Origin of the sequence: Croceicoccus sp. YJ47, assembly GCF_016745095.1 — a bacterium.
GTDB lineage: Bacteria > Pseudomonadota > Alphaproteobacteria > Sphingomonadales > Sphingomonadaceae > Croceicoccus.
Genome location: NZ_CP067087.1, coordinates 562501 through 577660, shown reverse-complemented (window position 1 = coordinate 577660; position 15160 = coordinate 562501). Strand labels below are relative to the sequence as shown.

13 protein-coding genes (1 of these 13 cut by a window edge) are annotated in these 15160 nt (G+C 66.4%); 7 read left to right on the top strand and 6 right to left on the bottom strand.

The features are described from left to right. Nucleotides 1-42: 42 nt before the first annotated feature. Both JD971_RS02735 and JD971_RS02730 read right to left on the bottom strand, forming a co-directional pair. On the bottom strand, nucleotides 43-456 hold the full coding sequence (locus JD971_RS02735; protein WP_202087283.1) for an SUF system Fe-S cluster assembly regulator: 414 nt from the start codon (nucleotides 454-456) through the stop codon (nucleotides 43-45). Between the two features lie 146 nt (nucleotides 457-602). Then, nucleotides 603-2411, bottom strand: a complete 1809-nt coding sequence (locus JD971_RS02730) for a DUF885 family protein (protein ID WP_202085748.1) — start codon at nucleotides 2409-2411, stop codon at nucleotides 603-605. 127 nt (nucleotides 2412-2538) lie between these two features. Here JD971_RS02730 and JD971_RS02725 point away from each other — a divergent pair, with 127 nt between their 5' ends. From JD971_RS02725 to JD971_RS02715, 3 genes are all read left to right on the top strand, one after another. Then, nucleotides 2539-3591: a quinone-dependent dihydroorotate dehydrogenase gene (locus JD971_RS02725; RefSeq protein WP_202085747.1), complete on the top strand. Its 1053-nt coding sequence runs from the start codon at nucleotides 2539-2541 to the stop codon at nucleotides 3589-3591. An 11-nt stretch (nucleotides 3592-3602) separates the two neighbouring features. Continuing rightward, complete coding sequence (gene ggt / locus JD971_RS02720) at nucleotides 3603-5330, top strand: gamma-glutamyltransferase (protein WP_202085745.1); 1728 nt, start codon at nucleotides 3603-3605, stop codon at nucleotides 5328-5330. A 127-nt stretch (nucleotides 5331-5457) separates the two neighbouring features. Next, nucleotides 5458-7263: a long-chain fatty acid--CoA ligase gene (locus tag JD971_RS02715; protein ID WP_202085743.1), complete on the top strand. Its 1806-nt coding sequence runs from the start codon at nucleotides 5458-5460 to the stop codon at nucleotides 7261-7263. A gap of 12 nt (nucleotides 7264-7275) precedes the next feature. Here JD971_RS02715 and JD971_RS02710 read toward each other — a convergent pair whose 3' ends face one another. From JD971_RS02710 to JD971_RS02700, 3 genes are all read right to left on the bottom strand, one after another. Beyond that, nucleotides 7276-7821 carry a hypothetical protein gene (locus JD971_RS02710; RefSeq protein ID WP_202085742.1) on the bottom strand — a complete coding sequence of 182 codons (546 nt, stop codon included), beginning with the start codon at nucleotides 7819-7821 and terminating at the stop codon, nucleotides 7276-7278. A 96-nt stretch (nucleotides 7822-7917) separates the two neighbouring features. After that, nucleotides 7918-8919 (bottom strand): sulfur carrier protein ThiS, encoded by a 1002-nt coding sequence (gene thiS, locus JD971_RS02705; protein WP_202085741.1) that lies wholly within the window; start codon nucleotides 8917-8919, stop codon nucleotides 7918-7920. A 64-nt stretch (nucleotides 8920-8983) separates the two neighbouring features. Then, nucleotides 8984-9364 (bottom strand): MerC domain-containing protein, encoded by a 381-nt coding sequence (locus JD971_RS02700; RefSeq protein WP_202085740.1) that lies wholly within the window; start codon nucleotides 9362-9364, stop codon nucleotides 8984-8986. Nucleotides 9365-9460: 96 nt separating this feature from the next. Here JD971_RS02700 and JD971_RS02695 point away from each other — a divergent pair, with 96 nt between their 5' ends. Together JD971_RS02695 and JD971_RS02690 are read left to right on the top strand one after the other, a co-directional pair. Next, nucleotides 9461-10534 (top strand): COX15/CtaA family protein, encoded by a 1074-nt coding sequence (locus JD971_RS02695; RefSeq protein WP_202087281.1) that lies wholly within the window; start codon nucleotides 9461-9463, stop codon nucleotides 10532-10534. Nucleotides 10535-10762: 228 nt separating this feature from the next. Continuing rightward, the gene (locus JD971_RS02690) at nucleotides 10763-12661 is read left to right on the top strand and encodes a GGDEF domain-containing protein (protein ID WP_202085739.1); all 1899 of its coding nucleotides are present in this window, start codon (nucleotides 10763-10765) and stop codon (nucleotides 12659-12661) included. A 21-nt stretch (nucleotides 12662-12682) separates the two neighbouring features. Here the strand turns inward: JD971_RS02690 and JD971_RS02685 are convergent, their stop codons facing one another. Further along, complete coding sequence (locus tag JD971_RS02685) at nucleotides 12683-12970, bottom strand: UvrB/UvrC motif-containing protein (RefSeq protein ID WP_202085738.1); 288 nt, start codon at nucleotides 12968-12970, stop codon at nucleotides 12683-12685. 87 nt (nucleotides 12971-13057) lie between these two features. On the opposite strand from JD971_RS02685, the gene JD971_RS02680 reads away from it, so the two are divergent. After that, the gene (locus tag JD971_RS02680) at nucleotides 13058-14935 is read left to right on the top strand and encodes an ABC-F family ATP-binding cassette domain-containing protein (RefSeq protein ID WP_202085737.1); all 1878 of its coding nucleotides are present in this window, start codon (nucleotides 13058-13060) and stop codon (nucleotides 14933-14935) included. A gap of 1 nt (nucleotide 14936) precedes the next feature. Beyond that, nucleotides 14937-15160: the 5' portion of a hypothetical protein gene (locus JD971_RS02675; RefSeq protein WP_202085736.1), read on the top strand. The gene runs 37 nt beyond the window's last position; the window shows 224 of its 261 coding nt (coding positions 1-224); it begins with the start codon at nucleotides 14937-14939; its stop codon lies off the right edge, out of view.

Sequence of the window (15160 nt, the reverse complement as noted above, 5' to 3'; positions counted from 1 at the left end):
TTTTTTCCTGCGGTGCCTTGGTCTGCTGATTCATGGTGTCGGTCATGCCGCCACTTCCTCCTGCGCGAGTTGCGCCAATGTGATCTGTTCCAGTGCGCCGCGAATGGCGCGATTGACCTGCGGCCAGTGGGGACGCGCGCCGCATGTGCCCTCGATCGCGCAATCGCCCGTATCGGTGGCACATGTGGTCATGGCGATGGGGCCCTCGATCGCCTCCACGATATCGGCGAGCGTGATCGCCGCCGCCGGGCGGGCCAGCCGGAATCCGCCGCCCGATCCGCGCACGGAATTGAGCAGGCCCGCCTGTCCCAGACGGCTGACGAGCTTTTGCACGGTGGGGGCGGGCAGGCCGGTTTCCGCCGCGATTTCCGCCGCATTGGTGCGCGTGCCCCCGCAATGCAGCGCGGTGGCCCGCATCGCCACGACGGCGTAATCTGCCATGCTGGAAAGGCGCATATCCTGCCTTTGGTCCTTCGTGCCCATACCGCCCCGCCTAATCGGAGCGATTCGTTCCGATTAGGCATTTGGGAGCGGCAGGGTCACAAATCAACCATAGACCGATAGATGCGAGCGGTTCTTAACTGGCAGAACGGCGCGGGTTGTCAGGCGCCCTGCTGCGCCGCGATCCACGCATCGACGTTCTCCTCCATCACCGAAAGCGGGACCGGCCCGCTCGCCAGGATGGTATCGTGAAAGCCGCGCCAGTCGAACCGGTCGCCAAGCGCCGCCTGCGCCCGGTCGCGCACTTCCATGATTTTCAGCTTGCCGATCATGTAGGCCGTCGCCTGTCCCGGATAGACGATGTAGCGTTCGATCGCCTTTTCGATATCGCCGTCGGGATTGGGCGTGTTTTCCGAAAGATACGCGATGGCCTCCTCCCGGCTCCAGCGTTTGGAATGGATGCCGGTGTCCACCACCAGCCGCGCCGCGCGCCACAATTCCATGCCGAGCCGCCCGAAATCGGAATAGGGATCCTGGTAAAACCCCATGTCCTTGCCCAGCTCCTCGGAATAGAGGCCCCACCCCTCGGTATAGGCGGTGAAGCGCCCGAAGCGGCGAAACGCGGGAAGATCGTCGAGCCCTGTCTGAATCGACAATTGCAGGTGATGGCCGGGCAGCCCCTCGTGATAGGCGAGCGCCTCCAGCTCGTTCTTGCTCATGTCCTCCAGCCGGTAAAGGTTCACGTAATAGGTGCCGGGGCGCGACCCGTCGGGCGCGGGGCTGGAATAGAACGCCTTGCCCGCCGATTGTTCGCGAAACGCCTCCACCGGCTTCACCACCAGCGGGTCGGTCGGCAGCATGCCGAAATATTGGGGCAGGGCAGCCTCCATCCGGTCAAGCTTCTGCGACACGTCGGCGAGATAAGCCTCCCGCGTGTCGTAGTAGAACCTCGGATCGGTGCGGGTATATTCGAAGAATTCCTGCAGATCGCCTTCGAAGCCGACCTCGGTCATGATGGCGCGCATCTCGTCATGGATGCGGTCGATTTCGCGCAGGCCGATATTGTGAATCTGCTCCGCCGTGAGGTCGGTGGTGGTATAATCCTTCAGCCGGGCGGCGTAATATTCGTCGCCTTGCGGAAAGCGCCAGACGCCGTCGTCGGTGCTGGCCATGGCCATCTGCCGCTCCATCTCGGTGCGCAGGCGGCGGTAGGACGGCGCGGCGCTATCCCGCCATGCGGCGATGGCGGCTGCGTTCAATTCCGCCTCCCGCGTGGACGAAAGGTCGAGCGCGGCGACTTTCTCGCGGAAATCCTCGATAATCGCCTGATCGCCGTAATCGCTTCCGGTTTCGAGCAGGTTGTCGATGTCGGAAATGACATAGGGATAGACCCAGCGCGGCGGCATGATCCCATCCTGCGCACGCGCGGCGGACCGCGCGATCAGCGTGTCCATGACCGGCCCGATGCCTTCGATGCGGGAGATATAGGCGAGGGCGTGATCTTCGTTCTCGACCACGTGCTGATTGATGAGGAACGCGGGAAAGCTGCTCTGCGCGCCGTTCATCTGGTCGAAGATATAGCCATAGTCGCGATAGGGGAAAAGCGCGGCGGAATTGCGCGCCTGAATGGCGAACAATTCGTAGGACAGCGCATCTTCCTCGTTCAGATTGGCGGGGTCGTAACTGGCCGCGATCCGCTGCGCCGTTTGCTGGAGCAGGCGTTCGTCGGCGATTTCTGCCGCGTCGGTGCCAGGGCTCCATTCGCCATAGCTGTCGTCGCGAATGCCGCGATAGGTGCGCGATTCGGGCGACAGGGCGAGCTGCGCCTCGTCGAAGGCTTCGAACTCGGCATTGAGTGCGGCACCCTGCTCGTTCTCGGCCATGGGGTAGGTCGGCACCTCCGGCGTTTCGACCGTGGCGCAACCGGCCAGTGAGGCACTGGCCAGGAGCATCGGGATAAGGGCTTTCATCTGTCGTTCTCCGCAGGATAGGAAATGCGTTTCCGCCCTTTTGTCGCAAATGCAACGATAAGGCCAGCCGCCGCCGTCCCCATCGGCATATCGACAGCCGCGCATCGGTTGCATAGAGGCAGGCGCCATGATCTATCCCGTCGTTCGTCCGCTGATCTTCCGTCTCGATGCAGAGCGCGCCCATGGTGTCGCGCTGCGGGCGTTGAAGACGATGCCGTCCGCCCTCCTCGCCAGCCCGCCGCTGCCGCAGGCCAGCCTCGCCAGCGAGGTCGCCGGGCTGCGCTTTCCCAATCCGGTCGGCATGGCGGCGGGTTTCGACAAGAACGGGGAGGTGCCGGACGCGCTGCTGCGCTGCGGCTTCGGCTTTGCCGAGCTGGGGTCGGTGACGCCGCGCCCGCAGGCCGGCAATCCCAGGCCGCGCATGTTCCGGCTGGCGAAGGACAGGGCCGTCATCAACCGGCTGGGCTTCAACAACGAAGGCGCCGATGCGGTGGCGGTGCGCATGCGGCGCCGTGCCCGCATCGACGGCGCGCGCGACGGCATCGTGGGCATCAATATCGGCGCGAACAAGGACAGCGCGGACCGCATCGACGATTACGCGCGCATGACCCGCACGATGGCGCCCTATGCCTCCTATCTCGCCGTCAACATCAGCAGCCCGAACACGCCGGGCCTGCGCGCGCTTCAGGACGAGGGCGCGCTCACCGAACTGCTCGACGCGGTGAACGAGGCGCGGGGCGCGATCCGCGTGCCGGTGTTCCTGAAGGTGGCGCCCGATCTGGAGCCTGCGGACATCGACGCGATCGCGCGCATCGCGGCGGACAAGGGGCTGGGCGCGCTCATGGTGTCGAACACCACCGTGGCGCGCCCGCCGCTGGCCTCCCGCCATGCGGACGAGGCGGGCGGGCTTTCGGGCGCGCCATTGCGGGAGATGGCGCTGATGCGGCTGCGCGATTTCCGCAAGGCGACGGGCGGCACGATCCCGCTCATCGGGATCGGCGGGATTTTCACGGCGGAGGACGCGTGGGAGCGGATCCGCGCGGGCGCCAGCCTGGTGCAGCTTTACAGCGCGATGGTGTATGAAGGGCCGGGCATCGCGGCGAAGATCACGCGGCGCCTGCCCGAACTGATGCGGCGCGATGGTTTTTCCACGATTGCGGAGGCGGTGGGAAGCGAATAGCACTACGTTCCATGCTTCGCTTCAGAACCGCTTCGCTCCTTGCCCCGCTGATGCTCGCGATCACCGGCGGCTGCGCAACCCTGCCCATGAACGAGGGGGGCGGGCGCGACGCAGCCGTTCAACCCGCGCCGCAGCAGGGGATGGTCAGCGCCGCCGATCCCCGCGCGGCACAGGCCGGGGCCGAGATCCTGCGGCAGGGGGGCAATGCCACCGATGCCGCAATCGCGGTTCTCCTTGCGCTCAATGTCGTCGAGCCGCAGAGCAGCGGCATCGGCGGCGGCGGTTTCCTCGTCCTGCGCGACGACGGGGCGCTGACCACCTATGACGGGCGTGAAACCGCCCCCGCGGCGGCGACCGGTGACTGGTTCATGCGCGACGGGCGGCCCATCCCCTTTGCCGAGGCGCGGCCCGGCGGGCTTTCCACCGGGGTTCCCGGCAATGTCGCGATGATGGCGCTGGCCCATGCCGAACATGGCCGGCTGCCGTGGCGCGCATTGTTCGGGCCGGCCATCCGGCTTGCCCGCGACGGCTTCACCGTGACGCAGCGGCTGCACGATACGCTGGCGAGCGCACCCGACATCGCCGGGTTGAGCCCGGAGGGGGGCGCGCTGTTCTTTGGCCCGGACGGCGCGCCGGTGCCGGTCGGCACCACCTTGCGCAACCCCGAATTTGCGCGGTTTCTCACCCGCGTCGCGGACGAAGGGGCGGCCGCGTTCTATACCGGCGACAATGCCCGCGCCATCGTCGAGGCGGTCCGCACCGCGCCGCGCAATCCCGCGCCGATGACGCTGGCCGATATGGCGGGCTATCGCGCGGTGCAGCGGCCCGCCGTGTGCGGCGATTACCGCGCCTATGCGATTTGCGGCATGGGACCGCCCTCGTCCGGGGCGACGACGGTCTATGCCATCGTGAAGCAGCTTGAAGATTTCGACATGGCGTCGCTGGGCGCGGAGGATCCGCAGAGCTGGCACCTGATCGCCGATTCCATGCGGCTCGCCTATGCCGACAGGGGCGCGTATCTTGCCGATGGCGATGTCGTGTCGGTTCCGGTGCGCGGCTTGATGGACGCGGATTACCTCGCAGGGCGCGGCGCGATGCTGTCCGCGACCGCGGCGCTCGACAGGGCGGAACCGGGCACACCGCCGGGATCGGTCGCGATCCGACCCGCCGGCGTGCACGCGACGGAGCATGGGACATCGCATTTCGTGGTCGTCGACGGCGAAGGGGACGTCGCCAGCCTCACCTCCACGGTGGAAAGCGCGTTCGGATCGGGCCTCTTCGTCAACGGCTATTTCCTCAATAACGAGCTCACTGATTTCAGCTTCGTGCCGGTGGAGAACGGCATGCCCGTCGCCAATGCGGTCGGGCCGGGCAAGCGCCCGCGCAGTTCGCTGTCGCCGAGCATCGTGATGGATCCCAATGGCGATTTCCGGCTCGCCATCGGGGCGGCGGGCGGATCGACGATCATCGCGCAGACGGCCAAGACGATCATCGCGGTGATCGACTGGAACATGGATGTCGCGGATGCCATCGCGCTCCCGGTGATTTACGCGCCGGGCGATACGGTGCTCGTGGAGGAGGGGACGGCGCTCGTCGACATGGCGGAGGCGCTGACCGCGATGGGGCATGACGTGCGCGTGTGGCAGGGCCGCTTCAAGGCCAACGGGATCGAGCGTGCCGACGGTATCCTGCGCGGCGGGGCCGATCCGCGCAGCGAAGGGGCGGTCGTCGCCGAATAGGCACGGATGCGGCGGACGCAAGACGTGCGCAAGCTTGTGCGGACGGGCGCGGCGACCTAGATCCCCCGATCAAGAGAGGAGATACCGGCCAATGGCAAGGACCCGTTCGAACGAGGGGCCGCACGCGATGACCCTGTCCGAGATCGAAAACGCGACGAGTCTGGTGGCGATGTTCCTGTCGCGCGCCGACCGGATGGGCGATGCGCCGTTTCTCGTGGCGAGGGAGGACGGCGACTGGCGCCCGCTATCCTGGGCAGAGGCGGCGCGCCGGGTCTGCCTCATGGCGGAGGGACTGCGGCGGATCGGGCTCGAAAAAGGGGACCGGGTGCTGCTCGTCGGGGAAAACCGGCCCGCGTGGTGCATCGCCGACCTCGCCATCATGGCCGCCGGGCTGGTCACCGTGCCCGCCTATACCACCAACACCACGGCGGATCATCTCCATGTGCTCGAAAATTCGGGCGCGCGGGCGGCGATCGTCTCCAATTCGAAGCTGGCGGCGACCTTGCTCCCCGCCATGCTCAACAGCGATTGCGCCGAACATCTCGTCTCCATTGACCCGCTGCGGCAGGAACAGGCGGGACAGGTGCGCTTTCACCGCTGCCCCGACCTTTACGAAGGGGACGCCGCCGCCGCCCGCGCCGCGGTCGATGCGCGCATCGCGGGTGTCACGCGCGAAGACCTCGCCTGCATCATCTATACCAGCGGCACCGGCGGCGCGCCGCGCGGGGTCCGGCAGCATCACGGCGCCATCCTGCACAATTGCGCCGGGGCGGCCCGCGTCATCGCGGAGGATTTCGGATGGGAGCACGAACGCTTCCTGTCGTTCCTGCCGCTTTCGCACGCGTATGAACACACCGGCGGGCAATATCTGCCGATCTGCCTCGGCGCGGAAATCTACTATGCCGAGGGGCTGGACAAGTTGTCGGCCAATATCGAGGAGACGTCGCCCACGATCATGGTTGTCGTGCCGCGCCTGTTCGAAGTGATGCGCGCGAAGATTCTGCGCCAGATGAAGGGGCAGGGCAGGGTGGCGAACACGCTGCTGTCGCGCGCCGTCGCGCTTTCGCAGCGGCAATCCGAAGAGCGCACCCGCCCCCTCCTCGACGCGATCGAGGACACGGTACTCGACCGCAGCCTTCGGCCCAAGATCCGGGCGAAATTCGGCGGGCGGATCAAGGCGATGGTGTCGGGCGGGGCGCCGCTCAATCCCGATATCGGCTATTTCTTCACCGGGCTCGGCCTGCCGCTGATGCAGGGATACGGACAGACGGAGGCCGGCCCGGTCATCAGCTGCAACCGGCCGGCGGCGGGGCTGCGGATGGATACGGTCGGCCCGCCGCTGCACGGGGTGGAGGTGCGGATCGCGGACGATGGCGAGATCCTCGTGCGCGGGGAACTGGTCATGCACGGCTATTGGCGCAACGCATCGGAAACGGCGAAGGCGTTGCAGGACGGCTGGCTCCACACCGGCGACATCGGCCATCTCGATGCGAAGGGCCGGATCGTCATCACCGATCGCAAGAAGGACATGATCGTCAACGACAAGGGCGACAATATCGCGCCGCAGCGGGTGGAGGGTATGCTCACCCTCGAACCCGAAATCGCGCAGGCGATGGTCACGGGCGATCGCAAACCCTATGTCGTCGCGCTGATCGTGCCCGATGCGGAATGGGCCGCGGAATGGGGCCGCGCGCACGATCGGGACGGAGAATGGCGCGAATGGACCGAGGATGCGGCGTTCAGGGCCGCGATCCGCGATGCACTCGACCGGGTGAACGCCCATCTTTCGGTGATCGAACGGGTGCGCGGATTTGCCTTTGCCGACGAGGCGTTTTCGATCGAGAACGAGGAAATGACCCCGTCGCTCAAGATCCGGCGGCACAAGATCCGCGACCGTTACGGCAACCGGACCGACGCGCTCTACCGCGGGTAGGCGGCGGCGCCCTCAGTGTGCAGGGGGCTGCGGTACGAGCGCCTTGTCCGCGACGAAAGTCGGCACGAATTGCGGACGCCGCGACGACCAGCCGGATGCGGTGGCGTCGTCCTCGCTTATGGATTTGAGCAATCGCGCACGGCGTTCGGGCGCCAGTTTCGGCATCGCCGCCACCGCGCAGAACGACGCGGGCAGCCACAGCCTGACACCGGGGCCGAGCATCCTTTCATACAGGAAGCGATAGGCATCGAATTTCGAGATGCACCCCTCGCACAGGTCGAACACCGTCAACCGGACGAGGCGCCCGAAGAACAGGTCGACATTCTGATCGACATGGGTCGGGATCGCGGCGCGCAATTCGGCGATGTCCTTGTAGGCCATGACCTGCTGCCGGATGGAAACGGCCTCCCGGCTCGTGCGGGCATAGCGTTCGTAGGGATCGTGCCGTTCGAACGCGATGTCGAGGCTGCGCCGAATATAGCGTTGCTCTGCCGGATCGAACGCGGCGAACACGCGCATCTCGGCGATAAGCTGCTCTCCTGTGCTGTCCTGACCCATCCCGATACCCCCTTTCGCGTCCAAGCGGAGAGGAAGATCGCGCGGTTTGGTTAAACTTTCGTAAACACCGCGCCGGCAGGGATCAGACCCGCAGCGTCAGATCAGGCCCGATAGCGGGCTGGACGGATCGGCATATTTGCGCGTCGCCATGCGCCCGGCGCGATAGGCGGCGCGTCCCGCCTCCACCCCCCGCCGCATGGCCTGCGCCATGAGCACGGGGTTCTTCGCCTCGGCAATGGCGGTGTTCATCAACACCCCGTCGCAGCCAAGCTCCATCGCGACCGCGGCATCCGACGCGGTGCCGACGCCCGCATCGACGAGAACGGGCACGTTCGCCCCCTCCACGATGAGGCGGATGGTCACGCGGTTCTGAATGCCGAGGCCCGACCCGATCGGCGCGCCCAGCGGCATGATCGCGACGGCGCCCGCTTCCTCAAGCTGCTTCGCCGCGATGGGATCGTCGGTGCAATAGACCATCGGCTTGAACCCTTCGGCCACCAGCGTTTCGGTCGCTTTCAAGGTTTCGCGCATGTCGGGATAAAGCGTCTTCGCCTCGCCCAGCACCTCCAGCTTCACAAGGTCCCAACCGCCGGCCTCCCGTGCGAGGCGCAGCGTGCGCACCGCCTCGTCCGCGTTGAAGCAGCCCGCGGTGTTCGGAAGATAGGTCACCTTCTTGGGGTCGATGAAATCGGTCAGCATCGGCGCCTTGGGGTCCGTCACATTGACGCGGCGCACGGCGACGGTGACGATCTCCGCGCCCGAAGCCTCCAGTGCGGCGGCGTTTTGCGCGAAATCCTTGTACTTGCCGGTGCCGACGATCAGGCGGGAGGTGAACCGGCGTCCGGCCACTTCCCAGCTATCGTCGTCATCGCCATGGTCCCCGCCGCCGACGAAATGCACGATTTCGAGCGTATCGCCATCGGACAGCACGACATCGGCGAGCGTGGAGCGCGGCACGATCTCGCCATTGCGCTCCACCGCGATCTTCGTCGGATCCAGCTCCAGTTGACGGGCGAGGTCGGCGACGGTCGCGCCGCCGGGCGCATGCATGCGGTCGCCATTGACGTGGATTGCGATTGTGTCGGTGGTTTGGGTCATGCGCACGACATAGCGCGCGTTGGCCGCTCTGCAAGCCGCGACGTGGATCGCGGGCGCAATCGGCTCAGATCGCGCAGCGGTGGAGCCGCATGTTCCATACATGCGCCGCCGCCACGAGCGCGACGCCGGTGATGGTCAGAAACGCCTCCACCGGACCATGCGGTCCGGCGATCGCGCCGGCCATGACCACGATGCCCGCTCCGCCGAGATAAAGCGGCCCGCGCCGGCCCGAGCGCAGCGCGGCCAGCCCGATCGTCGCCCCGCCAATGAGCAGCGCGATAACCAGACCGAATTTGTGAATATCCGGCGACAGCAGCGCATGCCCGCCGATCCCCACCGCACCGACGAGGAGGATCGACGCCACGCAATGCACCGCGCACAGGCCGGACAGGCCAATGCCGAATCGGTCGAGGCTGAGCCGGTCGAGGAAACGGGGACGCTGCATGGCGTCTAGGTATGATACATTATCACATTGCGCAACCCGCTCTTGCGATTTTTCCGATTTGGTCGCAGGGGCGCACGCATGGCTGTGCAATATTCCATGCCCGAAGGCAGCTTGCCCGTCGGTCCGGCGCGTCCGCTTTCCATTGCGCGCTGGCTCATGGTCGTTGCCGTGCTCGTGGTGGCGATGGTCATCGTGGGCGGCATCACCCGACTCACCGAATCGGGGCTTTCCATTACCGAGTGGAAACCCGTCACCGGCGCGCTGCCGCCGATGAACCAGGCGCAGTGGGAGGCCGAGTTCGCCGCCTATCGCCGCATTCCCGAATATGTGCAGGTGAACGGGCCGGCGGGCATGACGCTGGCGCAGTACAAGTTCATCTATTTCTGGGAATGGGCGCATCGTTTGCTTGGCCGGGTGATCGGCCTCGCCTTTGCGCTGCCGCTTGCGTTCTACTGGATTCGCGGGATGATTCCCGGCGGGTATAAACCGCGTCTGCTCGCGCTGCTCGCGCTTGGCGGGTTGCAGGGGGCGTTCGGCTGGTTGATGGTGCGTTCGGGCGTCGGGGCGGACGCGATCGCCGATGCACGCACCGATGTCAGCCATTACTGGCTTTCGATTCACCTGATGACCGCGCTCTTCACGCTGGGCGGGCTGGTGTGGACGGCGCTCGATCTCCGGCTGAATGCGCGGGGGGTGCCGCCCGCCCGGTTGCGGGCCTTTGCGGTATTCGTGCTCCTCGTGCTCGCCATCCAGCTTTTGTACGGGGCGTGGATGGCCGGGCTCAATGCGGGCTATGTCGCGCGGGACTGGCCCTTGATGCAGGGCGCACTGTTTCCCGCCGGGATCGACTGGTCGCAGGGCGCGCTGCATGCGTTGAGCGCGGATCCCTTTCTCGTGCATTTCATCCATCGCTGGTGGGCGTGGGCGGCGGTCGCGGCGCTGATCGTTCTGGCGCGGCGGATCAGGGTGCGGTCGCGCGGTGCGTCGGTGGCGATCCATGCCGCCTTCGGGATCCAGATCCTGCTCGGCATCGCGACGGTGATGAGCGCGCTGGCGCTATGGATCGCGGTGGCGCATCAGGCGGTCGGCGCGCTGCTGGTGATGGCGACGGTCTGGGGCGCGCATGTGCTTGGCGCCCGCGACCGCATGCCGGGAAGCGTGCTCAAATAATCAGGGGTGGATCGCCTTTTCGGATCGGGGCTGCACCGCGAAACGCCCGATCCTGCCAAGTAAAACACCCGCCATTCAAAGTGTTCGCGGCCCGTAATCACAGGGCTTGCTTGAAATTGTGCCATCTCGCGACTAGCGTCCCGTTCGGGGGTGTCGGGGCGGTCGACCTTCGCATGTTTTACGAAGGTCTCGCGCCGCCCGGACGAAATAGTGATTGGGGACGCAGTCATGAAATCGCCGTGGGGACGGGCGTTTCATAGGGGGCACGGGATTTTGGACGGGTTCGGCCCGCGCGCCGGTGCGCCTGCGCTCGACGCTGCGGCGCCGGATGGTTTCGCGATCCGGCGGCGCCTGCGCGCGATGCTGTCGCTTCTGGCGGGGGGAACAATCGCTCTGCTCGCGCTACTTGTGGTCCTTCGCCCACAGGTCGCACATGCCCGCACTCTGCATCTTTCCGATTTCTGTTATGCCGTCACCGCCCTGTCCACCGATGATCCGCCGGGTGCCGATGCCTACGATTGCGCCGGGCCGCCGGAGGAATACAACACGCGAAGCCTGTGGCTGCGGCTGAAGCGCACAGGGGCTGAGGATGCCGATGCCGAGGCGGTTCTCATCATCGGGAATACGCGGTTCGAACGCATGGAGGTCCGCTTTGTCGGGGTGACGGGAAATGTGGCCCGCTATGCCGTTGCGGTCGGCGATTTTTCCGAACACTGGCGCCCCGGTTCCAAGATCGCGTTTTCGGACCATGCGTTGAACGCACCGCTGGAATCCATCGTCCTCAGGGTCGACCGGCTTTCCGACGTGCAGTTCCTGCGCATGAACATCACGCATGACGACGAGGCCGCGCTTCAGTTCGCGGCCCTGGCGGCGACGATCGGGGCGGGGCTGACGCTGCTGTTGATCGGTGCGCTTTACAATGCCGGCCTTGCCGTCGCGATGCGCTCTGGAAGCGCGGCGTGGCAGGGGGCCTGGGCGGCATGCGTGCTGGTCTGGGGGCTGATCTGGTCGCAGATGATCCTCGCCTTCGTGCCCGGACTTGCGGGACGGACCTCGGCACAGATCGCGACGTTTCTCGCCTGCCTGGCGATATTCCTCGCCACGGCCAGCGTGGTGAGCGCAATCCGCGAGGCGAGGGTGCCGCGCACCTTGCGCCGGATCACGGCGGGGGCGGGGGCGCTCATCGGTCTATCGGGCGTACCGCTTGCGCTCATGAGGACGGGCCCGCTGCATCTTCTGGCGGATATTATCGGCATTCTCGTTCTTGGCGTGCTGGTGCTGTGCGCGGCGTGCATCGTGGTGGCGTGGCGGCGCGGGCATGCGCCTGCGATCTCGCTCGGCCGGGCGTGGGCGGTGCCGATGCTCGCGCTCGGCAGTGTGCAGGTGTTCGATACGCAGGGCATGTTCTGGGGCGGCGGATCGCAGGTCATCGTGCTTTACGCCGCGGCGTGGCAGACGCTCTGGCTCGCCATATCGACGACGGCGAAATATGCGCATTTGCGCAACGAACGCGATCGTGCGCGCAGCGCGGAGGCCATCGCCTATCGCATGGCGCGGCAGGATGCGCTGACCGGGCTGGGCAATCGGCTGCATTTTATCGAAGCGGCAGAAGCGATGTTCGGCGCCGGTGCCGGCGTGTCGCCGGTGGCGCTTTTGCTGATCGATGTGGACCGGTTCAAGGCGATCAATGACGGGTTCGGGCACGATGTCGGCGACGAGGTGTTGCGGTGCATTGCCGATACGCTCCGCCGTACGTCGCCCGCAGGTTTTCCGGTCGCGCGGATGGGCGGGGAAGAGTTCGTGATCCTGACGCACGGGTTGGCGGGCAGTCCGCTCACCGCCTTTGCGGAGCGGGTGCGGACGGCGGTGGCGGAATGCCGGCACGATGCGCTCGGCGACGGATCGCGGCCCATTACCGTGAGTATAGGGGTCGCCGAAACGCGCGGGCAGACCGCGTATGACACGCTTTACCGCATGGCGGATCAGGCGCTCTATGCCGCGAAGGAAGCGGGACGGAACCGGGTGCATATCGCCGCGGTGCCGAATAGCCCGGCGACGGCGCGTCCGCTTGCACCAGAGCCCGATACCGCACGGCCTGCCTCCCGCATCGGCGCGCCGACGCCGTGAGCAAGGGCACGCCCCTTGATTTCAGGGCTCCTCGCGGCGGCGCCTGTTTCGTCCGCGCGTCATGGGATCGGGCTTTTTCGGGCGCGTCCATCCCGCGGGCGGCTCGACCGACTGGCGCCCGGTGCCAAGCCCCATGCGGCCAGGCTGTTGCCGGGTCAGCCCGCTCGTATCCGCATCCGCCGCACCGTCGGCGTCGGCGCCGAGCCTCAGCAGGTTGATACGGTCGCGCAGTCGCCGCGCCTCTTCGAAATCCATCGCCGCTGCGGCGTCTTCCATGGCTTTGCGCAGGTTTTCGATCGTATCGTCCATCACCGTGCAACGCAGGCGGTGCCGGTTTATATCCCCGCACGCCCTGCGTCCTTTGCAGCGGGGCGGGTTTGCGGCTAGGCGGCGGGCATGTTGAACATCAAGGATATCACCGTCCGCCTTGGCGGCCGTTCCATTCTCGACGGCGCGAGTGCCAGCCTTCCGCCGCGCGGCCGGGTCGGGCTGGTCGGGCGCAACGGGGCGGGAAAATCGACGCTGGTGCGCGTCATCGCCGACATGCTGGAGCCGGACGGCGGCAGCGTCGAGATGCCAAAGGGCAGCCGCATCGGCTATATCGCGCAGGAAGCTCCCGCCGGGCAAGCGACCCCGTTCGATACGGTGCTGGCCGCCGATACCGAACGCGCCGCGTTGATGGAGGAAAGCGAAAGCTGCACCGAACCGGTCCGGCTCGCCGAGGTGCACGAACGCCTGCTCGCCATCGATGCCTATTCCGCGCCGGCACGCGCGTCGCGCATTCTCGTCGGCTTGGGCTTCGACGAGGCGGCGCAGCATCGCCCGCTCGACAGTTTCTCCGGCGGGTGGCGGATGCGCGTGGCGCTGGCCTCGCTGCTGTTTTCGGCGCCGGACCTGCTTTTGCTCGACGAGCCGTCGAACCATCTCGATCTGGAGGCGGTGCTGTGGCTGGAGGATTTTCTCAAATCCTATCCGGCCACAATTTTGCTGGTGAGCCACGAACGCGATTTTCTCAACAATGTGGTCGATCATATCCTGCATCTGAGCGGGGGGCGGCTCACGATCTATCCCGGTGGCTATGACGCGTTCGAGCGTCAGCGCGCGGAACGACAGGCGCAGCTCGCCTCCGCCAAGGCGAAGCAGGAGAGCGAGCGCAAGAAGCTGCAGGATTACGTCGCGCGCAATTCGGCGCGTGCCTCCACCGCAAAGCAGGCGCAATCGCGGGCCAAGGCGCTCGCCCGGATGCAGCCGATTGCCGAGTTGATCGACGATCCTTCGCTGAGCTTCGATTTTCCCAGCCCGGACGAATTGCGCCCGCCGCTCGTCACGCTGGACGAGGCGAGCGTGGGGTATGACGGAAGTCCGGTGCTGCGCAGGCTCGACCTGCGGCTGGACGAGAATGAGCGGATGGCGCTGCTCGGCCGGAACGGCAATGGCAAGACGACGCTGGCGCGCCTGCTCGCCGGGCAGCTCGACCCGATCGAGGGGGCGATGAACGCCTCGCCGAAAATGCGGGTCGGCTATTTCACGCAGTATCAGGTCGAGGAACTCGACCGCGGCGACACTCCGCTTCAGCATATGAGCCGGCTGATGAAGGATGCGAAACCGGCGCAGGTGCGGGCGCAGCTTGGCCGCTTCGGCTTTTCCGGGCCAAAGGCGGAAACCGAGGTCGGGCGCCTTTCGGGCGGGGAGCGGGCGCGGTTGGCGCTGGCGCTGATCACGCGGGAGGCGCCGCACATGCTGATTCTCGACGAGCCGACGAACCATCTCGACGTCGACGCGCGCGAGGCGTTGATTCAGGCGCTCAATGCCTATTCCGGCGCGGTCGTCATTGTCAGCCACGATCGTCACATGCTGGAGATGACGGCGGACCGGCTCGTGCTTGTCGATGCAGGCACGGCCAAGGATTTCGACGGCTCGATCGACGACTACATTGCGTTCGTCCTGGCGAAGGATCCCTCTGAAGGGGGGAAGGGTGATTCGGCCAATGCGAACAACCGCAAGGAGCAACGCCGCGCCAATGCCGAGGCACGCGAAAAGAGCCAGGCGCTCAGGAAGGCAGCGCGTAAGGCGGAAAAGGACATGGAAACCCATGCGGCCGCGATCCGCCTCCACGATCAGGCGATGTTCGACCCGGGCTCGGCACAGGGCGCGCTGGCAAAGATGACGATGACCGAGCTCATGAAACGCCGGGCCGAGTTGCAGGACAAGCTCGATGAAGCCGAGGCGGTCTGGCTCGAGGCGAGCGAGACGCTCGAAGCAGGGGGCGTGTAGGATGGACCTCGACGACCAGCTGCAGCGTTACTTCGCCACGCGTGACCCGGAGCAGATCAGCCCCGGCGCGCTTTCGGCGGGATTGGACCGGATGGCAGTCGACCTCGGCATGGAGGAGGATGCGGGACGGCGTTTCGCCCTCTGGTCACTGATGCTGATGCTGGGGCGGGCGCCGGATATCGATTCGACTTTCAAGAGTGCCGATGAACGCCACGCGGCCCGTAA